The organism is Acinetobacter sp. YH01019 (assembly GCF_013420285.1).
GTDB lineage: Bacteria > Pseudomonadota > Gammaproteobacteria > Pseudomonadales > Moraxellaceae > Acinetobacter > Acinetobacter gandensis.
This window is the reverse complement of the sequence record NZ_VOYM01000060.1, coordinates 1-23,438: the sequence shown is the minus strand read 5'-3', so window position 1 is coordinate 23,438 and position 23,438 is coordinate 1. Positions and strand designations below refer to the sequence as shown.

General features: G+C 38.6%; 25 protein-coding genes and 2 pseudogenes. 12 read left to right on the top strand and 15 right to left on the bottom strand.

What is annotated here, in order from left to right:
• The 4 genes and pseudogenes from FTT84_RS13150 to FTT84_RS13135 form a co-directional block, all read left to right on the top strand.
• Positions 1–96: pseudogene (locus FTT84_RS13150) on the top strand (IS1 family transposase); the annotation flags it as partial.
• 591 nt (positions 97–687) lie between these two features.
• A complete protein-coding gene (locus FTT84_RS13145; RefSeq protein ID WP_180057121.1) occupies positions 688–1,032 on the top strand; it encodes a hypothetical protein in 345 nt (114 codons plus the stop codon).
• Between the two features lie 151 nt (positions 1,033–1,183).
• Complete coding sequence (locus FTT84_RS13140; RefSeq protein WP_180057122.1) at positions 1,184–1,885, top strand: VIT family protein; 702 nt, start codon at positions 1,184–1,186, stop codon at positions 1,883–1,885.
• Between the two features lie 188 nt (positions 1,886–2,073).
• On the top strand, positions 2,074–3,285 hold the full coding sequence (locus FTT84_RS13135) for a YeeE/YedE family protein (protein ID WP_180057124.1): 1,212 nt from the start codon (positions 2,074–2,076) through the stop codon (positions 3,283–3,285).
• 42 nt (positions 3,286–3,327) lie between these two features.
• Here the strand turns inward: FTT84_RS13135 and FTT84_RS13130 are convergent, their stop codons facing one another.
• From FTT84_RS13130 to FTT84_RS13120, 3 genes are read right to left on the bottom strand one after another with little or no spacing between them, the layout of a single operon-like run.
• The gene (locus FTT84_RS13130; protein ID WP_180057126.1) at positions 3,328–3,849 is read right to left on the bottom strand and encodes a hypothetical protein; all 522 of its coding nucleotides are present in this window, start codon (positions 3,847–3,849) and stop codon (positions 3,328–3,330) included.
• A gap of 53 nt (positions 3,850–3,902) precedes the next feature.
• On the bottom strand, positions 3,903–4,679 hold the full coding sequence (locus FTT84_RS13125; protein WP_180057128.1) for a TIGR03915 family putative DNA repair protein: 777 nt from the start codon (positions 4,677–4,679) through the stop codon (positions 3,903–3,905).
• A 9-nt stretch (positions 4,680–4,688) separates the two neighbouring features.
• Positions 4,689–5,948, bottom strand: a complete 1,260-nt coding sequence (locus tag FTT84_RS13120; RefSeq protein ID WP_180057130.1) for a putative DNA modification/repair radical SAM protein — start codon at positions 5,946–5,948, stop codon at positions 4,689–4,691.
• A 208-nt stretch (positions 5,949–6,156) separates the two neighbouring features.
• Between FTT84_RS13120 and FTT84_RS13115 the strand changes: the two genes are divergently transcribed.
• Entirely contained in the window at positions 6,157–7,200 is a 1,044-nt protein-coding gene (locus FTT84_RS13115) for a nitronate monooxygenase family protein (RefSeq protein ID WP_180057132.1), read from the top strand.
• An 89-nt stretch (positions 7,201–7,289) separates the two neighbouring features.
• Here the strand turns inward: FTT84_RS13115 and dusB are convergent, their stop codons facing one another.
• The gene (gene dusB, locus FTT84_RS13110; protein WP_373685024.1) at positions 7,290–8,294 is read right to left on the bottom strand and encodes a tRNA dihydrouridine synthase DusB; all 1,005 of its coding nucleotides are present in this window, start codon (positions 8,292–8,294) and stop codon (positions 7,290–7,292) included.
• Positions 8,295–8,711: 417 nt separating this feature from the next.
• Here dusB and FTT84_RS13105 point away from each other — a divergent pair, with 417 nt between their 5' ends.
• Together FTT84_RS13105 and FTT84_RS13100 are read left to right on the top strand one after the other, a co-directional pair.
• Entirely contained in the window at positions 8,712–9,092 is a 381-nt protein-coding gene (locus FTT84_RS13105) for a hypothetical protein (RefSeq protein WP_180081411.1), read from the top strand.
• A gap of 354 nt (positions 9,093–9,446) precedes the next feature.
• Entirely contained in the window at positions 9,447–9,632 is a 186-nt protein-coding gene (locus FTT84_RS13100; RefSeq protein ID WP_150923002.1) for a hypothetical protein, read from the top strand.
• A gap of 49 nt (positions 9,633–9,681) precedes the next feature.
• Here the strand turns inward: FTT84_RS13100 and FTT84_RS13095 are convergent, their stop codons facing one another.
• Positions 9,682–9,891, bottom strand: coding sequence for an acyl-CoA thioesterase (locus FTT84_RS13095; RefSeq protein ID WP_180057138.1), 210 nt, complete (start codon positions 9,889–9,891; stop codon positions 9,682–9,684).
• Between the two features lie 93 nt (positions 9,892–9,984).
• A complete protein-coding gene (locus FTT84_RS13090; protein WP_067762098.1) occupies positions 9,985–10,167 on the bottom strand; it encodes a hypothetical protein in 183 nt (60 codons plus the stop codon).
• 276 nt (positions 10,168–10,443) lie between these two features.
• On the opposite strand from FTT84_RS13090, the gene FTT84_RS13085 reads away from it, so the two are divergent.
• From FTT84_RS13085 to FTT84_RS13075, 3 genes are all read left to right on the top strand, one after another.
• Positions 10,444–11,649: a DUF1615 domain-containing protein gene (locus FTT84_RS13085; protein WP_180057140.1), complete on the top strand. Its 1,206-nt coding sequence runs from the start codon at positions 10,444–10,446 to the stop codon at positions 11,647–11,649.
• Positions 11,616–12,245 (top strand): HAD-IB family hydrolase, encoded by a 630-nt coding sequence (locus FTT84_RS13080; protein ID WP_067762101.1) that lies wholly within the window; start codon positions 11,616–11,618, stop codon positions 12,243–12,245. Before FTT84_RS13085 ends, FTT84_RS13080 begins: the two co-directional genes overlap by 34 nt.
• 176 nt (positions 12,246–12,421) lie before the next feature.
• Positions 12,422–12,625: a hypothetical protein gene (locus FTT84_RS13075; protein WP_067762103.1), complete on the top strand. Its 204-nt coding sequence runs from the start codon at positions 12,422–12,424 to the stop codon at positions 12,623–12,625.
• Between the two features lie 74 nt (positions 12,626–12,699).
• On the opposite strand, the gene FTT84_RS13070 is transcribed toward FTT84_RS13075, so the two are convergent.
• Positions 12,700–13,794 (bottom strand): acyl-CoA desaturase, encoded by a 1,095-nt coding sequence (locus FTT84_RS13070; RefSeq protein WP_067762105.1) that lies wholly within the window; start codon positions 13,792–13,794, stop codon positions 12,700–12,702.
• A 12-nt stretch (positions 13,795–13,806) separates the two neighbouring features.
• Entirely contained in the window at positions 13,807–14,874 is a 1,068-nt protein-coding gene (locus FTT84_RS13065; RefSeq protein ID WP_180057142.1) for a ferredoxin reductase, read from the bottom strand.
• 166 nt (positions 14,875–15,040) lie between these two features.
• Between FTT84_RS13065 and fabR the strand changes: the two genes are divergently transcribed.
• Positions 15,041–15,715 carry an HTH-type transcriptional repressor FabR gene (gene fabR, locus FTT84_RS13060; protein WP_245668191.1) on the top strand — a complete coding sequence of 225 codons (675 nt, stop codon included), beginning with the start codon at positions 15,041–15,043 and terminating at the stop codon, positions 15,713–15,715.
• An 82-nt stretch (positions 15,716–15,797) separates the two neighbouring features.
• Here the strand turns inward: fabR and FTT84_RS13055 are convergent, their stop codons facing one another.
• Positions 15,798–16,604, bottom strand: coding sequence for an alpha/beta fold hydrolase (locus tag FTT84_RS13055; RefSeq protein ID WP_180057144.1), 807 nt, complete (start codon positions 16,602–16,604; stop codon positions 15,798–15,800).
• A gap of 163 nt (positions 16,605–16,767) precedes the next feature.
• Positions 16,768–17,031 (bottom strand): PAAR domain-containing protein, encoded by a 264-nt coding sequence (locus FTT84_RS13050; protein WP_067762114.1) that lies wholly within the window; start codon positions 17,029–17,031, stop codon positions 16,768–16,770.
• A gap of 232 nt (positions 17,032–17,263) precedes the next feature.
• On the opposite strand from FTT84_RS13050, the gene FTT84_RS13045 reads away from it, so the two are divergent.
• Positions 17,264–17,563, top strand: a complete 300-nt coding sequence (locus tag FTT84_RS13045; RefSeq protein ID WP_180057146.1) for a hypothetical protein — start codon at positions 17,264–17,266, stop codon at positions 17,561–17,563.
• A 614-nt stretch (positions 17,564–18,177) separates the two neighbouring features.
• On the opposite strand, the gene rapA is transcribed toward FTT84_RS13045, so the two are convergent.
• The 5 genes and pseudogenes from rapA to FTT84_RS13020 form a co-directional block, all read right to left on the bottom strand.
• The gene (gene rapA / locus FTT84_RS13040) at positions 18,178–21,015 is read right to left on the bottom strand and encodes an RNA polymerase-associated protein RapA (protein WP_180057148.1); all 2,838 of its coding nucleotides are present in this window, start codon (positions 21,013–21,015) and stop codon (positions 18,178–18,180) included.
• Positions 21,016–21,157: 142 nt separating this feature from the next.
• A complete protein-coding gene (locus FTT84_RS13035; protein ID WP_180057150.1) occupies positions 21,158–21,802 on the bottom strand; it encodes an RluA family pseudouridine synthase in 645 nt (214 codons plus the stop codon).
• A 132-nt stretch (positions 21,803–21,934) separates the two neighbouring features.
• The gene (locus FTT84_RS13030) at positions 21,935–22,639 is read right to left on the bottom strand and encodes a phosphopantetheine-binding protein (protein WP_180057152.1); all 705 of its coding nucleotides are present in this window, start codon (positions 22,637–22,639) and stop codon (positions 21,935–21,937) included.
• A 143-nt stretch (positions 22,640–22,782) separates the two neighbouring features.
• Positions 22,783–23,079, bottom strand: a complete 297-nt coding sequence (locus FTT84_RS13025; protein WP_180057154.1) for a hypothetical protein — start codon at positions 23,077–23,079, stop codon at positions 22,783–22,785.
• Between the two features lie 193 nt (positions 23,080–23,272).
• A pseudogene (locus tag FTT84_RS13020) lies at positions 23,273–23,438 on the bottom strand (ISNCY family transposase); the annotation flags it as partial.

Genomic DNA, 23,438 nt, shown 5'->3' with positions numbered 1-23,438 from the left:
GGTTTTAGAAGAAGTTGTAATTTCTCCAAAAAGCTTGAAAACCATTTTAAAGCCTTCGACTTAACCTTCTTTTACATCAATAATGGCTTCATTTAATGTCAGCATACTTTTTAAAACACCACCAAATTTATTACGGCAATCAAAAGTCGATTAGGATTTAAATTTCTAAAAAAAATAAAGTCAAAATGCAAATTGATAACGGTGTTAAAATCTACATTGATATTTTCGACTCAGAGCACAAATATGATGAGGACGATATTGAAGCGTGGTGGCGACTTCCATTTCAAGACGTTAGTGATATCAAAAAATTAAACGGACAATTGATCACCTTAGCGCTGAGCTTCAATCTATTCGCGAAATAGGTAGTTTCCCTGAGAGCTTTCTTGCCATCGTACATAAAAGCGCTAGCCACTCTTTATTATTACAAGATGAAGATGGCGTCAATTTAGGTGAAGAAATTTACATATGGCACCATGATGATGAAATGATCAATTACATTACTGCTTCCATCGAAGACTTGATGTAAACAATTTTTTGAGATTAAGATTTAAATAATAATTTTTACTCAAAAATTAGCTTGATAAAAATTACACTAAATCAACAATTTTTGATCGATTTTTGAATATTTTTTCAGCTAATATAAATTCAGCCCATGCTACGGGCATAACAAAAATAGGAACGATCAAAATGAATAAATTACTTGTTGCTTTAGGTTTAGCTGCAACTGTTGCTCTTGTTGGCTGTAACAAAGATAAAGCCCCGGAAACGGGTGCGACTACAGGCGAACACCTAGAAAATGCAGCTGACCAAGCAGGCCATGATATTGCAAATGCAACTTCTGAAGCTACAACAGCGACTGCAGAAGCAGTGGATAATGCTGCAACTGCTACAGCAGTAGCAACTGAAAATGCTGCGGATGCAACAGCTCAAGCTGCTCACGATACAAAAGAAGCTGCGAAAGACGTAACTGCTGAAGCAGCTGGTGCTGTTGAGCAAGGTGCGGCAAATGTGAAAGAGAAAGCTCAACAATAATTGTTGCGTGATAAAAAGGCTCCTGGACTGGAGCTTTTTTATTGCCTATACAATCGTAAAAAACTAAATTAATCGAATTACCTACTTGCAGAATGCAAATCGACACGTCACCCTATAAAGGTAAACCATAAGATTTTAATTAGAGAAAATAATGTCTTATTCACACCATACTGAAAAACACTATATTGAAAGAACGGGTTGGTTACGTGCATCTGTACTGGGTGCCAATGATGGCATTATTTCCGTCACAAGCTTAATTATGGGTATGGCTGCGAGTGGTGCATCGAGCCATACCCTATTGATTACCTGTATCGCGGGATTAATATCTGGCGCCACATCAATGGCAGCTGGTGAATATATTTCTGTAAAATCTCAAGAAGATGTCGAAAAGGCAGATTTACACATGGAGCATAAAGAACTCCAAAAAAATCCTGATCTCGAACTCAAAGAATTAACTCAAATTTATATTGCACGTGGTTTAGAACCACAACTGGCGCATGAAGTTGCAATTCAACTGACTGCACATGATGCACTTGCAGCTCATGCACGTGATGAAATAGGCATCCATGACAATACAGCAGCCAAGCCTATTCAAGCAGCTTTATCATCGGCACTTGCCTTTTCAGTTGGTGCGCTATTTCCAATGGTCGCTATTTTAATTAGTGCGGATCAACATATCGAAAAAGCTGTAATGGCCGTTGGTGTCATTTCATTAGCATTATTAGGTGCTTTGGCCAGCTATGCAGCTGGTACGTCTATCTGGAAAGGTAGTGTTCGTGTTGCATTATGGGGTATTGCTGCGATGCTGTTCTCAAGTTGGATCGGTTCGTTGTTTAATGTAAATCCAATTTAGATGAGTGTGAGTCCAATTTAGAAATTGGGCTCTAATGAAATTCTTTTAAATATCATAACATATAAGTAAATTTGATTATTTAAATCAATTTTACAGAGCTTTGTTTGCCTTTTTTTTAATCAGTATTGGTTTTTACAATATATAAAAACTTTAGAATAGACACACTTTAAATCAATATTCCTCCTCCCATGTCTGTTTTAGCTGAGCCAGCAAACCGATCAAACACCTCGGTTTGGGTGGCATTTGTTTTATTAATTTTAGGCACTATCGGTGCTTATTACGTCGTTGGTATTAACCAAGCATTGTTATTTTTAATTGGTGGTGCTCTAGGTATGACGTTATATCATGCCTCTTTTGGATTCACCTCTAGTTGGCGTGTGTTCATTAAAGAGCGCCGTGGTCGTGGACTCCGCGCACAAATGATTATGCTTGCACTCGCTGTTTTACTATTTTTCCCTGCCTTGGGTGCAGGTGAATTATTTGGTAATCCTGTTAAAGGCAACGTAAATCCTGTGTCTATGTCCGTGATGATTGGCGCCTTTATCTTTGGTATTGGTATGCAATTGGGCGGTGGCTGTGCATCAGGTACGCTTTATACTGTGGGTGCTGGTAGTGCGCGCATGATTGTGACCTTGTTCTTCTTCTGTACGGGTTCACTTATCGCGACTTCACATATTCAATGGTGGTTTGATTTACCACACTTTGAACCAATTTCTTTGGTAAAAAGTTTCGGAGTCGTGCCAGCTTTATTACTCAATTTCGTTCTATTTGCTGTTATTGCAGCAGCAACAGTTTACTTTGAGAAAAAACGTCACGGCAGTCTCGAAGTTGAACCACAAAGTACAAATCAAGGTTGGAAACGCTTTCTGCGTGGCCCATGGCCTTTGGTTTGGGGTGGCATCATCTTAACTTTACTTAACTTTGCAACCTTGGCGCTGGCTGGCCGCCCATGGGGTGTAACCTCAGCACTGGCTGTTTGGGCTGCTAAGTCTGCAAATGTCATGGGTATTGATGTTGCATCTTGGGCATATTGGCAGCAACCTGCCAATGCTAAAGCACTGACTGAATCTTTATGGTTTGATATAACATCGATGATGAACTTCGGCATCATGTTAGGCGCACTACTTGCAGCTAGCCTTGCTGGTAAGTTTGCACCCAACTTTAATATTCCAAAACGCTCGCTCATGGCAGCAGTGATTGGTGGTTTATTACTCGGTTATGGTGCACGTTTAGCTTACGGTTGCAACATTGGTGCATATTTCAGTGGTATTGCATCCGGCAGCTTACACGGCTGGTTATGGCTTGTATTTGCATTCATTGGTAATGGTATTGGGGTCAAGCTGCGCCCAATCTTCTTCCCTGGTGAACGCCCTCAACCTGAAAAATTAACTGGTTGCTAATTTCATATTCACAAAAAAAATCCCCTCTATTGAGGGGATTTTTTAATTACTAAGTGCTGCTTTTAAATTACAGCCATATTGCATGGTCTCTTGCGCCTGCTTATAGGTGGTATAACGATTGATAATAAAATCATAAAATTGATCAGCATTAGAAAAAACTTGTGACCAATCCTCCTGCCCTGCATTCGGCAGTTTCAAATCTTTCACCATAGCTAAATTAAAATGTCCAAGTCGATACATTTCAGCGAAATGTCCATTCATTACATTGCAATAAGCTACTTTGGATGACTTCAATGCGGTATTCGCTACAAAATGCTGGTTCAATGTTTTTAAGTTTGTCACATCTAAAGCAGATTGATCTGAAAATGCCAAACTTTCCATTTTTTTAAGCTGAGCAAAATCATTGGCAAACTTTTGATTTAATTGCTCAAATCGCTGTTGCAAAGTTGTAGCATCTGCCACTTGATAACTCTGAGAATTTACAGCTGACTTTTCTTGCTCATTGGCAGAGCAAGCACTGAGCATAACCGCAGTCAACACTGTCGATGCAAGAAACAATTTCATCAAGGTCTCACTTAAAACATTCTAAAGCGCAGCCATTATGCCTGAAAAACCAACTAAAGGGTTTTCTCATTCATATAACGCCAATAGCGCCGTGGCACATATTGCACATGTAATTTCATATTTCGGCGAGCCTCAATATTGACGCTACGGAAGTAATCCTTCCAAAGCTGATCATACAAGACTTCTTCATCATCCAGTTCAATACAAAAAGATTGACTATGCCCACTCGCAGTTTGACGATCTATTGCTCCTGCATCCATCTGTACTTGATGAACTTTATGCAAATCATAATAGATACCAAAATTGCGCTTTTCATCGTATATAAGCCAGCGTTGATCTTGATAACGTGCTTTAAAATGTCGTTCGATAATGGGTAAAACATTAAAATCAGGTGAAACCAAACTTATGAATAAACCATCCTGACATTTTTTAAAGCGAACAAAGGCTTCCATCCTATGCTTTTCACGCCCTACTTGCTTCGCCCACTGGCTCATTCCCAATACATCGGCATGGCCATAATTTTTAGACACATCACGCTGCTGCTGAAACACATAGATCGCAAAATTAAAACAATGTTGAAAAGCCTGTTGCTGCTCTGACAAAAAGGCATAATAAAACTGCTTCAAAGCACTATCCGAAGCTTTTAATTTTAATCCCTGCCAAACCCGCTGCGCGTGTTCATCATTACTAGCAACATCAATCTCTGCAAATAAACCCGTTTGCACATTTGCATCAGTAGAAACCTGCACATCAAATTCTTTAAATTGAAAAGCACGAAATATACAGCTAAGTAATCCAGTCATGGTGCCATCAAAAATATAAATACTCATGACTACGGACTAAAACCCTAAGCTCAATTGTGGGCTAATTTGTTGGGTATATTTAGATTGACCACTTTGCAAAATTTGCTGTCGAATTTGATATGGCAGCTGCTCACGAATAAATTTTGGAGAATCTTCACAGCGAATAAAATGCTGTGCCCTGTTATAGGACACCCCCATACGCTTTAACTGATCAATTTGAATTTTACCAAAGCGACGTGCTTGAACAATTTTCTTAGCCGAACGCACACCAATACCCGGCACACGTAATATCATTTGATATTCAGCACGATTAATATCTACTGGAAATTGCTCAGGATGGCGCAGTGCCCAACCAAGTTTTGGGTCAATATCCAATTCTAAATTAGGATGTTCTTCATCAACCAATTCATCGGCAGCAAAACCATAAAAGCGCATGAGCCAATCACTTTGATATAAGCGGTTCTCGCGTAACAAAGGTGGTGCGGAACCGACAGCAGGAAGTGCACGTTCATTTTCATTAATTGGAATATAGCCCGAGTAATACACCCGCTTCAGCTTAAACTCTTTGTAATGATGATCGGCCATCAATATGACATCGCGGTCAGACTCTTGATGCGCCCCAACCACCATTTGTGTGGTCTGTCCAGCTGGAACAAACTTCGGTACTGAGCGAATTATTTTCCGTTCGTCTTTCAATTCAATCAACCGATCTCGCACAATACCTAAATCTTTTTGCACTTCAGCATGGTTTTTTTCTGGAGCAAATTGTTGTAAACCGGCTTCAGTTGGCATTTCTAAGTTAATGCTCATACGGTCAACATATAAACCGGCTTCTGTAATAATTTCTTGTGAAGCACCCGGAATGGTTTTGAGGTGAATATAGCCATTAAAGTTTTCTTCTAAACGCAGCTTTTTCACCACTTGCAACATACGCTCCATGGTGTAATCCGCTGATTTAAAAATACCAGAGCTTAGAAATAGCCCTTCAATATAATTGCGGCGATAAAAGTTCATGGTGAGATCAACCACTTCTTGCACCGTAAACGCCGCACGTTTGACATCATTACTGCGCCGCGATACACAATAGGCACAATCAAAAATACACACATTAGAAAATAATATTTTGAGTAAGGATACGCAGCGACCATCTTCGGTATAACTGTGACAAATACCATTACCAGTATTGCCTAAACCTTTGTCTTTATTTTGGCGTTTGCTACCACTTGAAGAACAAGAAACATCATATTTGGCAGCATCAGCTAAAATTTGCAGTTTTTCACGGATACGATCAGACATGGGGAGAATACAATTGATTAAATACGATTCTATTTTAATATTTAGATTTCTATTGAATATGTCATTCATCAACTCTACGACATGAGATGTCGCTGTATTTGTAAGTCGATCGCCGTTGAAAGACCATCATTTAAAAATGAAATAACGAATATTATTTGCTTAATTTTTTAAGCTTGGGCAAAGTAAATAAAGTAACTGGAGTATGCACATGACTTTACTAGAAAAACTTGGCATTAAGCACCCAATTTTACTTGCCCCAATGGCTGGTGTTTCCACACCTGAACTTGCAGCAGAAGTCTCTAACCAAGGTGGGTTAGGTTCTCTTGGGTTAGGCGCAAGCAGTGTAGAGAATGCACGAAAACAAATTTTGCAAACTCAGGAACTCACGGATCAACCCTTTCAGGTCAATTTCTTTTGTCATGATAGTGTCGAGTTGGATGAACAAGTAGCAGCACAATGGATCTTACAATTCAATTCACTTTTCACTGAGTTTGATGCAGCAGCGCCTGAAGCATTAAATTGCATATATCCAAGTTTTAAAGACGATGACCACTTTTTAAATTTAGTCTTGGAAACATGTCCCAAAGCTGTCAGCTTTCATTTTGGCATACCACACCCACATCAGATTCAAGCCCTAAAACAAGCTGGTATCGTTACAATGGTTTCAGCAACAAATTTGGCTGAAGCAAAACTGATTGAAGCTGCGGGCATTGATATTGTCATTGCTCAAGGGGTTGAAGCTGGCGGGCATCGCGGCATTTTCAATGAAAGCTTTGATAGCAGTGTAAAAACACGTGATTTAGTACAACTGTTAAAACAACATATACAGTGTCCAATCATTGCTGCTGGCGGCATTATGAATGGTCATCAAGCATATAACCTCATGGAACTCGGCGCCGATGCTGTTCAACTCGGTACAGCTTTTGTTCAATGTAAAACATCAAATGCGAATGAGGCTTATCGTAAAGCACTGTTTGATGCCCCGATTACACAAATTACAGCGAGCATTTCTGGACGACCAGCCCGTGGCATTATTAATAACTGGCATACCGATGTTGATACTCCTACGCGCCCTACAGTTCCACCTTATCCATATACGTATGACTTAGGCAAACAGCTACATGCTGCTGCAAGCAAAAAAGGCATACAGGGTTATGGTGCTTTTTGGGCAGGAACAAATGTATCGCAAATCCGTGAATTAGAAGCACCTGACCTCATTAATCAACTGATTTTAGAAATGCGTTTTAATTAAAGCAAAATTTAGCTTTTATACAACTACACAAATGCAAAAAGCCCTCATCATTTTGAGGGCCTTTTGCATCGTAGAATCAGGATTTTCATTTATTTAGTTTCAAGCAAATTCACTTGCTCCACTTGAACATCACTCATGATTTCACCATGTTCTAGCAAGTTATTAAAATAGTTTTCAACCACTTTGTATTGATCTGCTGTCGATTCAACCTTATACATGTTTTGGCGAAATTCATTACTAGAACGCAAACCTTTGGTATACCAAGCAATATGTTTACGAGAAATACGGCAACCCGAATACTCACCATAAAACTCGTACAATTCAGATAAATGCCCCAACAATACATCGCGAACTTCAATTATGGTCGGTGCAGCCAAATGTTCACCTGTTGTTAAATAATGCGCAATTTCACGGAAAATCCAAGGTCGACCTTGAGCAGCACGGCCAATCATCACAGCATCCGCGCCTGTATAATCTAAAACGTACTTGGCTTTTTCAGGAGTATCAATATCTCCATTGGCAATAACGGGGATATTAATAAATGACTTTACGTCTTTAATTAAACTATAACGTGCAGTATTTAAATACATATCTTCACGTGTACGACCATGTAATGCCAAAGCTGCAATGCCCGCTTCTTCAGCACGTTTCGCCACACGCATAATATTTTCATGACCATTTAAATAGCCAAGACGGGTTTTTAAACTAACAGGAACATCTACGGCTGCCACAACAGTATCGAGGATACGTGCAACGAGATCCTCATCTTTCAATAAAGCAGAACCAGCTAATTTATTACAGACTTTCTTCGCTGGGCAGCCCATATTAATATCAACAATCTGAGCACCATTCGCTACTTGATAACGTGCAGCTTCTGCTAATTCATGCGGATCTGAACCAGCAATTTGTGCAGAAATTGGTGCAATTTCTCCATCAAAATTCGCACGATATAAGCTTTTTTTACTCATGCGCAGTGTTTTGTCTGCAGTCATCATTTCACTGACCGCATGACCTGCACCAAAATATTTACACAAGGTTCGAAATGGTCGATCAGTTACGCCTGCCATGGGAGCAACCCATAACTTTCTTTCGATTGGACGATCGAATAGTTCTTGAATGACGTTATGTTGACTCAAAGCTTAAACCTCGTAAATATCTCGTAGTTATGACTTCAATTAACCCTTCATATAAATAAAACCATGGGAACTGACTTAGCTATAAGCAATTCCACATTACTAATTCATATCATTGGGTTAAATTGCTAGAGCGCTTCATGCCCTTTATTAAGAGTAAATAAAACTCTAGGAAAATTGAAATAGGAGAGAAAAATATGCCGTTAGTTTAGTGTCTTTAACACTAAATTTCTATGCATTTAGTTTTGTATCGACTCGATCTTATTGAATTAAGCCTTTTATACCGCAAAACAAAATGATCAATATTTTCTTGATGAAAACTTTTATACTGAAGTTCAAAGCGGGATCTACATAAAGTATTGGAAAATGATATTTAACATGCATATAAAATTATTGAGTTTAGTCGTTGTGTCTTCTGCATTAGTTGGCTGCCAAAAACCGACTGAAGATGCAAATGCAGAATCAATAAGCCCAAATCATCATAGTAGAAATGCCCAGTTAGACACACCTCAACAACGTTTTGCTCATGCAGATGAAAAAATCAGTCACTATCTGGATCAATTAGATTCAGCAAATACGACTTTAGATGTGAAACAACAAGTCTTATGTATCGATTATCCAAATGAATATAAAAACAACTACATACCGGCCATGTTAGAAATTGCTCCACAGGAATACACAACTGAAAAAATGCTGAATGATTTGCACATTTCACAAGATTATTATGCTGAGAAACTCTCCATCCAATGCCCGAAGTAATTGTTTTAGGATTTCATCAATCGTTCATAATAAGCGTTTAAATTATGAATCAAGCGATTAAATCACTCCGTCGCTGCAATAACAAAGTAAAATCCGCTACCCGATTTATTTTCGGGTTTTCTTTTTTCAAGACTGGTTCTAATTGGATCAAAGCGATTACTGTTTTCATCAAGCAATGCCTAATAAAAAAGCCATGTTCAATAAAAGTGATGTAGTTCTAATAATTTTAATTTTATGATAAATAACAACTTTGAATGATACAGAGTTGCCACAGAAGGCTTTAGTATAATTACACTTTTCTCATGATTTATTCATTAAATTACCACCTCCAATTAAATGAACGATGATGAATTAATGAAAACTTTAAACAAAGTACTTTTCGCTACTCTTATTTCTGCTGCTGCTGCAACTACATTCGCTGCTGAAGAACAAAAAGTTGAAGTTGCTGCAACTGAATCTGCGGCATCTGAAGTTCAAACTGCTGAAACAACTCAAGAAGCAGTTGAAGTGAGTGCTGCATCTGAAGCAGCTGCAAAATAATCTATATTTTGCTAAAAGCCCACATTATAGTGGGCTTTTTTTGCTTGAATTATTTGATTTTCATCCGTTGAATTTGCCGCTCACGACGATATAAACCTAAAATCTCTTTACGTTGATGAATTTCATCTTCTGAGAAATTAAGTACATTCATCAGCTGTGCAAGTGGGATTGTCGAATTTTCAATTAAGTAATAATCCTGCTCTGTTGTCCACTGCACATCAAGCTGGTTTTTCAATTTAGATCGTTCATATTTACGCATGAATGCATTATAACAAATGTGCGCGTAAATCAGACTGCAAAAAGCCCACCGAAGTGAGCTCATAACCTTTGACTAAACCTATAGCAGAAAATATTACAGATTTTCATCCTTTGTAATCATGACTGAGGTTAAAATCGGCACACCAAAACAAGGAAGTAACAATAAAATCCAATATTCCACCATTGGTTTATCAAAACCTATGTTGATTATGAGTGCTCCAACAACCATCACCAAAGCAATACATGCAAAGAAAATACTGAAAAACTTTGCTGGCATATTTAATCCCCTTAAAAAATTATGGTTTTATTCAGTATATACCTTCAATTTTCATAATTAAAAAAATAATAGATTGAATTAATCATATAAGAATCTGAATTTGGTTATTATTTCCCATCATCAAATCCAATCACTTTGTTTTTACTCGAGTTATACGCTAAAAACATATTGACAGTACCCAACGAGGCATATACATAATAATTCATCAATTTTGTCATGTGCATAGTATACTGCCCGTGCCTCTTTCCCCTTATGTGGCTGACGTTTCTGGAAGATATGAACAAAACCTTTTCTGCAGCTTTTTGCTTTAAATCAATGTCTATACTGGCTTTATCTATAAGCTTAAGCGCTTGTGGAAATGGTTCATGGTGGTCGAAAGATGAACCGACCATGGAAGCTGAACAAATTAAAAAAGCCATTCCACCTCGTGTAAACGAGCGCCAATCATGGGCCAATGATATTTACGATATTAGTGATCAGTTAGGTATTCCCACCACGAAAAAAAATGTTTGTACTATTGTTGCTGTAGTTGATCAAGAGTCAAACTTCGTGGCTGACCCGCATGTGCCGGGTTTAGGTGAAAAAGCGGTGAAAGAAGTTCAGGGCCGACTTGAAGAAAAGTTTAAAGATAAATTAGGTGATGGTATTGGTGGTACGGTTGCAGGTTATTTCCAAGATGTCCTTAAAAATCAGCCTAGCCCAGAAGACAACTATTTAAGTCAAATGCGTCGCGTGCAAACGGAACGCGAACTTGATGAGCTATATCGTGAAATCTTCGATTACATGTCCAAGCACTATCATGTTAGTGCGCTGACTGGTGCAGCTAAACTCGTTGGTCAAGATATTGGGGAAAAATTAAACCCTATTACTACCTTAGGTTCAATGCAAGTTCATATTGGTTATGCCAAAGATCATAAACGTCAAGGTGGCAATATTGCAGAACTTCGTACTGACATGTATACCCAATATGGCGGGTTATATTATGGTATACACCGCCTTATGATGTATCCGGCTGAATATGATAAGCCAATCTATCGCTTTGCTGACTATAACTCTGGCCGTTATTCAAGTCGTAATGCCGCGTTCCAAAGTATGTTAAATGACTTAACACCTGCAGAGCTAAGCTTGGATGGTGACTTACTTTTGTATAGCAAAGACGGTTCACCTCGAGCAGCGAAAAGCCAATCTGAGACAGCACTCATTGCTGTATTTGCAGAAAATAATGTGATTGCCACACCACGTCAAATTCGTTCAGACTTGAAAAAAGAAAAGGATGAAAATTTTGAAGGTACACTCACATATAAAGCGGTAAAAAAACTTTATCAAGAAAAAACAGGTAAAGAACCCTTCTATGCAATGATGCCAGAAGTGGTCATTTCGGGACCTAAATTAAGCCGTGATTACAACACCAATTGGTTTGCAACTCGTGTCGATGGACGTTATCAAACATGCATGCGCCGCATCAAAAACCTAAAGCTCTAGCTCTCTTTGACTTTGATGGTACCCTGTGCAAAACCGACAGTTTTACAGGGTTCATCTTCCATTCTCTCTCTAAACGCCATATTGTGCGCCAAGGCATCAAGCTCTTACCATGGATACAGGGTTATTACTTAAACCTTTATCCTGCGCACGCCATGCGTCCAAAACTTTATGCCGCAATGTTTAAGCAAGCGGATCAACAACATATTTTAAGCCAGGCTGAAGTCTATGCTGAAACGCTTATGTCTAAACTTAACCCCGAATTATATAAACAGCTTCAGCAACATCAACAACTCGGCCATGATGTCGCTTTAGTGTCTGCGTCTGTTGATTTATATTTAAAACCCATAGCAAAAAAACTCGGTGTGAAATTAATTTGTACGGAAACAGATAGCCATGATCGTAAATTAACAGGTAAATATCACACACTGGACTGTAGTGGAGAGCAAAAGAAAATTCGTATATTGCAACATTTTAATGTGCAAGATTATGAGTGTATTTATGCCTATGGCAATAGTGATGAAGACTTAGCGATGTTTGAATTAGCAACCCATTTTTTTATGAATGGCCATGATAATACTCTACCTGAACTCACCTAAAACAGAGCATTCTACTTGGTTTTTTTAATTTGATTAAATAATCAATATTGTAAAATTAAGCTGTTCTAAACTATAAATAATTTCATACAATTAGCCTTTTCAATCATTCATATTCTGTGTTATTTTTCACAATAATTACAATTAATGCGGTCCAACATTACAAGCCGGAATAGAATATGAATCAATTCAATCCACCAAAATATGTAAAAGGCCTCAACATCAAATTCGGTGAGAATCCGTTTGTATTACTCGCACAGTTTGCCTTCTCTGCCACACGCCAGATGTGGAGTAAAGAAGAAATTGAAGTGGTAATTCGCATGGCGAAAAATGGAAATTACATGAATTTGATCAAAATCCTTCGACTGCACATTAAAAAATAATGTTACTCAGCCAACGCCCTCCTCTTCATAAAAAAAGCCATGCAAATGCATGGCTTTTTTTATTCCAATTCATATTATTTTTTAAACGGGAATGCATATTTCACAATACGTTTAATTACGCTGCCATATTGTTTCACAAGGCTCGCGTTATTGTAGTTCAAACCATACTTTTCACATACAGCTTGCACTTTTGGTGCCATCTGACGGTAACGGCGTGCAGGAACATCAGGGTATAAATGGTGTTCAATCTGATGACTCAAATGCCCTGTTAGAATATGAAAAGCTTCAGAACCAGTCAGGTTTGAAGAACCACGAATTTGACGCATATACCAATGACCGCGGCTTTCATTTTCAAGTACTTTTTTTGGGAACACTTCAACATCTTTAGTGAAATGACCACAGAAAATGATACTGAATGTCCAAATATTACGTAAGCCATTTGCCACTAAATTACCGGTGAATACGGGTAATGCTGCAGGCCCAGCGATCAATGGGAAAAAAACATAATCTTTAAACAGTTGTTTGCCAATTTTTGCTTGCATTGGCTTCCATTCTGCTTTGGTCTGTTCTTTAGTTTTACGGCCTTTGAAATATTTACCCAATTCTAGGTTTTGAATCGCGACGCCCCATTGGAAAAGCAAGCAAAATGGAATGCTGTAGATTGGCTGTAATAAATAGCCCGGCTTCCAACGCTGCTCAGGGAATAAACGAACCAGACCATAACCAATATCATCATCCATCCCTTTAATATTGGTATAGGTATGATGCTTAAAGTTATGCGTTTGACGCCAGTTATCCGCTGTACCGACAATATCCCATTCGTAAGTCTGGCCATTGAGCTTCGGATCATTCATCCAGTCATATTGACCGTGCATCACATTATGGCCAAGTTCCATATTTTCCATGATTTTGGCAAAACCAAGTAAACCTGTACCGAGTACCCAAGCTGGTGGGAACCATCCTGCAAACAGTAATGCACGACCAGCCATAGACGAATAGCGAATCGTAGAATATACACGACGAATATACTTCGCGTCTTTTTCACCTAAATCATCAAGTACTTCTTGCTTAATCGCATCCAACTCACGGGCAAGTTCATCAAGTTGAGTTTGAGTTAATTCACGGTTTTTAGGATTTTTAAAATATTCAATTTTTACAGGCATGTTCATAGTTTTACTACCTTATAAATCAATAACTAAATCAGTCTGTGCTGAATTGACACAAATTTTTAATAAATTACCCGGTTCAGTATTTCGGCTACCGTTCACCAAGTTTTTGGTTGAACCTTCGACTTTATTGCAAGCACATTTATTACAAATACCCATACGGCAACCGTGGTTCGGCTTAATATTTTGTTGTTCCAAGCTAGACAAAATTGACTGCCCTTTTGGAATACTGACTGTTTTATTGGACTGAGTTAATGTGATATTCACAAAACCCACTTCATCGTTATCTACAGCACTCATACTAAATGCTTCACTCATAAAGCATTGCGCACTAGAACATAGCTGTTCTGCTTGGGTTACAAAGCCTGAAGGGCCACATGCATATATCGTACTCGCGCCAAGGTTTTCAATTTGTGCTATATGCGATGCACCTAAACGTGCATCCGCTTGCGCTTCTTGAGTAAAAAATATTTGAAATTTAAAATTAGGATACTGCGCAGCTAATTCATCAAAACGCGCTTTGAAAGCCGCATCTGCATGACGCTTAACCCAGTAAAGCAATTGAATTGGTTGTTCCGACATGTCTTTGGTCTGACTTAATGCTTTAAGCAAACTAAGCATTGGTGTAATGCCACTGCCAGCCGCCAACAAAATCAGTGGACTACGAGTTGATGGAAGTTTCATCTCACCAAACGGCTGTCCAAACTCGATAATGTCACCTACTTGTGTTTTTTCAACCAAATATGAACTAACAATACCCGCATCAACTTTTTTTACGCTCAGTAAAACGTGTTGTGCATCAAGCTGCGTCAAACTATAAGTACGTTCATAGCGGATACCATTAACCCGAATAAATACAGGATGATGTTGACCAGCTTGTCCAAATTTAAATAAGCGATTGATCTGAATGGTAAAACTTACCATGTCATTCGCTGCATTTTCTTTTTGAACAACTTTACCGAGGGCTTGACTGCCCGACCATAAAGGATTGAATTTCTGTAGCCAAAAATTTACTGCATTTACATCTACCACACTGTCTTTCAGTGCATTTAAAGGCTTTTTCGCTTTTTCAAGTACATGCATAGTCGAACACATTTCATGGGAGGTTTTAATTATTATACACATGTATATATATTTGTATATACAGTTGTTCACTTAATATGCATTTCACAAAATCTACTCGCTATCGCTATAATATGTTAATGTTTCTAATCCATTGAAAAATATGACTCAGTCTGCACAGACGAATATGGTTAACATGTACCAGGAAGAATTACATACAGAAGCTGAAGCGCCACTTACAATCCGTACAGTTGGTCGTAAAGCAACGATTACCAAGGAAGAACTGTTTCAAGCAGCGCTGAATTTGATCGGCCCACAAAAAAGTATCTCTTCTTTAAGCTTGCGTGAAGTTGCACGTGAAGCTGGCATTGCACCGAATAGCTTCTATCGCCATTTTAAAGACACGGATGAATTGGCAATTGAGTTAATTGATCGTGCTGGTGGCGTATTACGTCAGATTTTGCATGAAGCACGTTTAAAGGCATCACGCCAAAGCAGTATTATCCGTAGTTCAGTTGAAGTTTTTATTGAACAGCTTGATGCTGATGAAGGAAATTTAAGCCTACTACTTCGCGAAGGTTATACGGGGTCGCATTCATATAAAAATGCGGTTGAGCGTCAATTAAATTATTTCCAACAAGAATTAAAAGAAGATTTAATTGTTTTGGAACGACTGAATCAAAGCAAACTCGCGCATCCAGATATTGTTGCAATGGGCATTACTCAAATTGTATTTAACATGGGTGCCAAAGTGATTGATATGCCTGTTGAAGAACGCAAGCAAGTGGCGGAACAAACCATGATTATGATTCGCATGTTGTTAGAAGGTGCTCGTCATTTGGACGAAGCACAGATTCGATAAGCATCTAAATTTCAGAAAAACCAAATTAAGAAGGAGACAATATGTCTCCTTTTTTATATTCATGCATACTAAATAATACTATTCAGGCAGCAATATTTTTTAATACATGCATGACATGCTCGGCTGTTTCAATGGGCTGCTCCAAAGGAAACATGTGCCCACCTTGCAGGACAGTATATGGAATTTTATATATTTTCTTCATGGCTTGCGGAAAGCCTTGCTGATAAAACGGACTTTGCTCAGCAGTCATTAAATGCACTGGAATATTCGGTGCTTTACGTGGCGTTCGCCACCACCACGCAGGTACCGTTTTAAAAATTTCAGCTTCGACTATTTTGGGAATGGTCAAAGTTACCCCACTCCCCATTGCATTCCTTTGAATGCCTACATTCACATAATCTTGAAAACATTGATCATCAAAATCTTTAAATAATCGATTATTACGCAATGATTCAAATGCTTCCTGCTTGCTCAGCCATTGATCTTTACGTTTCAAAGTCATACCCGATGGGGTAAATTTATGAATGGCTTTAAGATTGAATTTTTTCACCAATTCAAACAATGCTGCATTACGCCCAATCACGAACGGTGGATCCATAATCACCAATTGTGAAAATAAATCTGGACGTTTATAGGCAGCCATTAAGGTGAGCAATGAACCAAATGAATGGCCTAAACCAATGACTTTTTGCTGCGGAAATTTCTGTTCAATATCAGCTATGACTTGCTCAACCAAATAGCGCCAATCTTTGGTAATCGGATACTGCGCCTCCAAACCAATCAATGGAATATATTCAACCTCATAGTCTGAGGTAAACTGCGACAAGAACTTCTGATAGCTTTGACCCGGTATGCCATTGGCATGAGTAAAATGTATCGGGGTTTTCATCAACTAGAATCCTTGATCGCAAACCATTTTGAACATAAAGCTTAGCCAACATAAATTTTAAAACAATAGCCTGAATAGACAAACTCATCTGACAATTCAGCCAAATCTATCGATTAATGAAAGCAATCTATACGGAGCTTGAGCAATCCCAACTTGGCAGCTGCTATTTAGCAGATACGACCATATTTTGCTGTGGCAAGAAAGTTGCACCACAGGTCGTTTTGTCCCCAACGATCACCACGCCTCGCCCTTTTACTGTCGTGCTTTGATCGCTAGCGATCGCACTGACTGTAGTTTTACATTTTGGGCAGTAATGTTTCATCCCATTTAAATGTACGGCAATACCATTAATAACAAAACTTGGCTCAGATTCTGTTACTACGCCGCCATGTGAAGTTTTGCTACCTAAAGTAATTAATGCTTTCATATTGTTATATTCTTTTTAGTACACCATAAAATTCGAGGCATTTTAACGCATGTCAATATTTCACTCTAGCAATGAATTGTTATAAAAAACAAAATTTAGCGACAACTATTCACGTCAAAACCAAATTAAATTTAAACCAAACTGTATAATGTGTCTATAAAAATAATCTATACATTGACCAATAAACCAATTTTTAACACACGCATTATTCCTCATTTTTAAGGAAATGATTATGCCCCGAGATACGAATGACAACCTTGTACAGCACCCAATTGTAAATGAGTTGCGCCAAATTTTACTGAATAATTGGGATCCGATTGGCATTAGTGATATAAAAAATATGGCTGATGAATATGATAGCTACTTACATGATTTATTGATTTTGGCTGAAAGCACCAATACCCAGATTGAAGATTATCGTGATGAGTTGATTTGTATTGAACGCGATTTTATGGGGCTGGATGCAGATATTAAACAATGCACTCAAGCCGCAATTTTAATTCATGCTTTGGCTTTAAAATATCACGTCTGAAAATTCAATTTTTATAGATTTCACTTCTCCATTTTATTTGGGAGCAACAAAACCGCCCAATTTTTTTATAAAAATTATAAGGAGTATAAATAATGATTTTATTTGATGATTTTTATTTAAAGCAACCTCAACGCGAAATTCATCTTGATTCAACCCAAAATGATGAATGACTCATGGCAGATTTTTTAGCGCTTTGCAAAAATGCAGAGCCTGAAGTTATAGTTGCTGCGGATTGAAGCTAATTATATACTTCGTCTGCTCCCTGAAATTCAGCATTACTGTGGTGCAATCGCTTTGAAACAACCCCTTTGCGACAAAATCGATTTTATAGCCCTAGAACACTATTATTTTAAACAACCGAAAGCGTCACGCTTCTGTATCCAAATACAATTCGATACACATAGCCCATATTTCAATATATTGTTTACATGATAGATGCAGAAGAAAACTTTGATAGTGCCATAGGCGATTTAAAAAACATCTATTTCTTATGAGGCAGTGAAGATACAACGGATTAAATTGATAATTACCGCCAAATACAATTTACAACCTATTAAAACCATCAGCCAAAGAAAAAGCACCCGAAGGTGCTTTTTAATATCAAGAAAGACCTATTACGGTTTTACCACCACCATAATTTGAATTGCTTCAGGTGTCACAGCCAAACCATCAAGCAATGTTAAACCTTCTTTTTGTAGCTTTTGTAGACGTGTAATTTCATCTTCACGAATACTTGGGTTGAACTGTTTGAGGTAAGTTAAACGGTCAATTTCATATTGCCATTTGCTACCGTACATTTCTTTGGCTTGCTGTTTGAAACCAGGTAATGCACCACGCGCAATTTCCAAAGCTTGAGTGTAACGCTGTTCAATCACATCACGACGCGCTTTAACCACTTGGCGGCAGCTATTGCCATCAAGATGATGTAAATAAGGACGTAAAATTTCAGGTGCAATTTTTTGTGATAAGTCTTGACCTTTTTCACTCAACAATACACGAACCAACTGTTGTGGCAGACTTGATGGCAAGTTCAATGCTTTTGGTGCAACAACATCCACTTTGAACCACACTTCCATCAACACAGAACCTTGTGGTAATGCAGCTGATTTTAATACCGCCACATTCGTACTACCAAAGCTTTGAGTATTAATCATTTCCATCACGCTTTCTGTGAATGGATGTTCAAGTGTTAAATACTGAGCATCTTCACGAATTTGTGCTTGGTCACGATAGAAAGTCGCCGTCATGCCTTCTTCATCAAGGGTTAAGCCCTGAACTTGCATTTGATCAGTTGGCTTGATGATCACCGTACCGTTACTTTGCTCATCAAAATCAATATTCGTTGACGCCATAAAGCGCTTCATGAACATTGGCAAAGTCGTGTTGTCGTCGTAATCTTCAAGTGCTGTCACAATCTCTTGCGCCACAATTGGACGACATGAATTGTATTCTAACAAACGGTCACGGCCAGATTGAAGCTCAGCTTCTAAAGCCTCACGTTGTACGCTTACTGCTTCAAGTAAATCTTCAAACTCTTGGCCTTTATCAGCAAGTAAACAATCTTTTAGGTTAACAATAAAGTTTTCTTGCAAAGTTTGCGCAGTTGGAGAAATGTTGCTGAAAATATTCAACGCTTCATTATACCAACGGAACATACGTTCTTGTGCTGTATCAACCAAATAAGGCACGTGAATTTGAATACGGTTTTCTTGCCCAATACGGTCTAGACGACCAATACGCTGTTCAAGTACATCTGGGTTTGCAGGTAAGTCAAACAAAACTAAGTCTGATGCAAACTGGAAGTTACGACCTTCAGAACCAATTTCAGAGCACAGCAAGATTTGCGCACCATACGATTCTTCTGCAAAGTATGCTGCCGCTTGGTCACGCTCTAACAAGCTCATGCCTTCATGGAACATTGCGGTACGAATACCAGCATGTAAACGAAGTACATTTTCAAGTGATTCAACCACTGGGCCACTACGTGCAATTAACAACACTTTTTTGTGCTTAAGATCAGTACGTAAACGTTCCATCAACCACATAACACGTGGGTCGCTTTCCATCCAAGAACCGTCAAGTTGTGCTTCTTCAGGCCACATTTGTTCACGTAGCTTGCCATCTTTAGACCAATTTTCTGGTGCTGGAAGTGGCGCTGGCTGACAGTCACGACCCGGGAAGCCTTGAATTGCTTCACGTGTATTACGGAATAAAATACGACCTGTACCATGACGGTCTAATAATTCGTGAATCGCGCGGAAACGCTGTTCAGGCTCATCACTAATACGGTGACCAAGTAAAGTTTCAATTGCAGCAATATGCGCTTCTTCTAGCGGCATATCAGACATTAAAACTTCTGCAATTTTTGCAGTTTGATGATATTGCTCTTCTTCGTCCAAGAAACGGTCTAAAGAACTAAAACGTTGTGGATCAAGTAAGCGTAAACGTGCGAAATGGCTTTCTACACCCAACTGCTCTGGTGTAGCCGTAAGTAACAATACACCTGGTGTTTTTTCTGAAAGTTCTTCTACAAGGTCGTAACGGTCATTGCCGCCCTCTTCTTCAGACCACATCAAATGATGGGCTTCATCGACTACCAGTAGATCAAAACCAGCTTCAAGCGCTTGTTCACGCAAGTCATCATGATCAATCATCAAGTCAACACTTGCGATGATGCACTGTTCTGTTAGGAATGGATTTAAATCAGGATCATGTTCTTTAATTGATGCGGTACGGGTCAAATCAAACAAAGAGAACTCAAGATTGAAACGACGACGCATTTCAATCATCCATTGATATTGCAATGAATCTGGCACCAGAACCAAAATACGTTCAGCACGGCCAGTTTTCAACTGTTGATGAATAATCAAACCTGCTTCAATGGTTTTACCTAGGCCTACTTCATCAGCAAGTAATACACGTGGTGCAAAACGTTTACCAACTTCATGTGCAATATATAGCTGATGCGGAATCAAACCGACACGCGAACCTACTAAGCCACGCAATGGGCTTGATTTCATGTTGGCTTGAAGCAATAAAGCCTCAATACGTAAGTCGTACCATTCTTTATAATCGACTTGGCTTGCAAGTAAACGCTCAAGTGGTTTCGCCAACTGAATGCTTGCACCAATACGCGTTTCATTGAGTGATTTACGCTCTTCTGAGCCATCTTCAAGCTTTCGTACTGCGTTATAACGTACAACTCCACCACGGTCTTCAAATGACTCTACAAGCCAAATTGTGCCTTCTTGGTCTTGCACTTCATCATTCACATTAAAAATGATTCGAGACAAAGGCGCATTGTGGCGTGCATAAACACGCGTTTCGTCACTTTTTGGGAATAAAATGCTGACCGATCGCTCATCAACATCAATAAGAACACCTAAACCGAGTTCTGTTTCTGTATCTGATAACCAACGTTGACCAATAGCAAACTGCTGCAATTTTTCCACCTTTTTCTCAAGTTAGGTCTGAAAATATTAAGCTCAAACTTTGAATGTTATTTGAGCAAAAATCTAGACCTTTAAGCAATATATTTTGACATAAAGCCCACCAAATTAGTGAGCAGAATTCTTTGGGATTTAAATGATTATCCTAAAATGGTACGGCACAATGAAATTCAACTGGCTGTTCCGTTTCAGGATGAGTAAAACTGAGGTGTTCAGCATGTAAACAAAGACGTGGCATGAGTTTTTGCTGATCAGGAGTTGCATATAGCGTGTCACCAACAATCGGATGACCTAAATATTGCATATGTACACGTAATTGATGTGAACGACCTGTAATTGGGGTTAACGCTACACGTGTTACTGGTTGTCCCTGAATTTCAAAATGTTCAGTAGCTTTCCAATGTGTGAGTGCTGGCTTGTTGTGGGCAGGATCAGCGATATGTAAAGGTGGATGTTCTGGGTCATATACCACAGGAACATCAACAGTTCCCTCACCCTCTAGTGTTCCTGCCACCAATGCTTGATAGGTTTTAGACGTTTGACGTTCTTGAAACTGGCGTGAAATTCGATTTTGTCCTTGACGTGTCAAAGCAAAAACTAAAATACCTGAAGTATCTCGATCAAGACGATGAATCAGTAATGTTTTCGGCTCGATTTTCAATAAGCGATTGATTACACAATCTTGTAAATCTGCTGTTTTTCCCGGAACTGTGAGTAAACCTGCCGGCTTATGGATCACCATAAAGTCCGTATCACGATGTATCAGGTGTTCTGTTAGAAAGTTACTCAAAGCTCAATCCAGTCTGATCACGAAAAACAAGGCGGCAATGATAAAAAGCTTAGCCAACAATTACAATGCAAAAAGCCCTATTTCCCGATGTATTTTCCGATTTAGAACAAAAATTTTTCCAATTTGACCTAATTAGGAATTACTAAGCAATTTTTCGAGCAAAGCTTTCAGGCTCGCATCTTGTAAAAAGTCTTCGTAACGAATATTTGCCCCGCTCGCACGCCAAAGGCCAACCAAGTTCACCATCCCCACAGAATCTAATCCATAACTGCGTAAATCTGTGAGTGGATCAATTTGTAAAGGTTCCATTTCTAGCTGTTCAGCAACTGCAAGTAATATGCCTTTAGCAGACAACACATAATCAGTCGGTGCACTCAAACTCCATAGTCGCGTTACACTATAGCTGTTCATGTGGTGAAATCCCTGTGTTGTCAGGCTATCTACCCATTGTATATGTTGTTCTTGGCTACTTAACTCAATTGCGTCATCCACCACGCAGATCTGCTCGGTCACGCTTTGTAAGTGTGGCAATATCTGTTTCAGCATGGGGGGAATTTGGCCTGCAAATATTAATTGCGGATGTGATGTTGCATATTCACCGAGCTGTTGCATGCCTTGCAGTAAATCATCCCCATATAAATCGATAATTGGGATTTCCAGTGCTTTGGCTTTATTAGTGACCTGAATCAGGTTTTGCATCAATGCGCTGTCTTGGATTCCTTGCATCATGCGTAGATTTTGTAAACCTACGAGGACTAAAACAGATGCGGAGGATAAGAGTTGCCATTTGGCTTTTGAGGGAGAAAGTTGGATTTTCTTGGGCATGGGGTACAGCATGGGAGATGAGTCAGCTAATTATTCATAAGTTAAACTTATGCTAGCGTAGATACACAAAAATGATAAGTTCTTAGCTCTATACTTATTTACCTATGTAAACATAAACATTTCGTATAACGCCATTATGTTAAATGGATTTAATTTTACATAGCCTTATATTGATTAAATGCTTGAAGCATTTCCTCTTTCTGTTCTTTGGAAGCATCTGGATATGAGTAAAATCTTTCATAATCATTTCTAAATTGGCTATTTTCAATTCTTTTAGCTAAGCCATCAATAAAACCTTTTCCTTGAGTCTGGTACTGCTGAATCGTTTGTTCATCTAGGCAGATAGTTTTCTCCCAAGAAGTTGCACTCATATTTATAAGAACATTGAGATATATATTTTCGCAATCCTCATATAGTTCCCAAAAATGAGGTTCTATTTCTATAAGCTGCATTCTACTAGCATTCCTAAACTTTTAATTATTTCTAAAATTAACATAATACACGTTATGTGAGGTTAAAAAATTGAGGCTATAGCCTTAATTTTTATGTATTTTTTAAAATTTAAAACCTAGGCCAGTGCCTAGGTTTTTTTGTTATTCACCAATTAAAATGTCTATGCGATAAACCATTTAAAATGTCCTGTTTTTAACCACAAGAGTCAAGCACAGGATTTAAGTTTCTTTTTTCAACAACAGCTTTCTGAGCTTTACGACTTGGCATACTTTTCTTGGCCCGGGAACGTTTATTCTGTTTTTCTAGTTCTTCATGCTGCTGTTGAATATGCGCCAGGACTGAACCTAACCGTTTATTC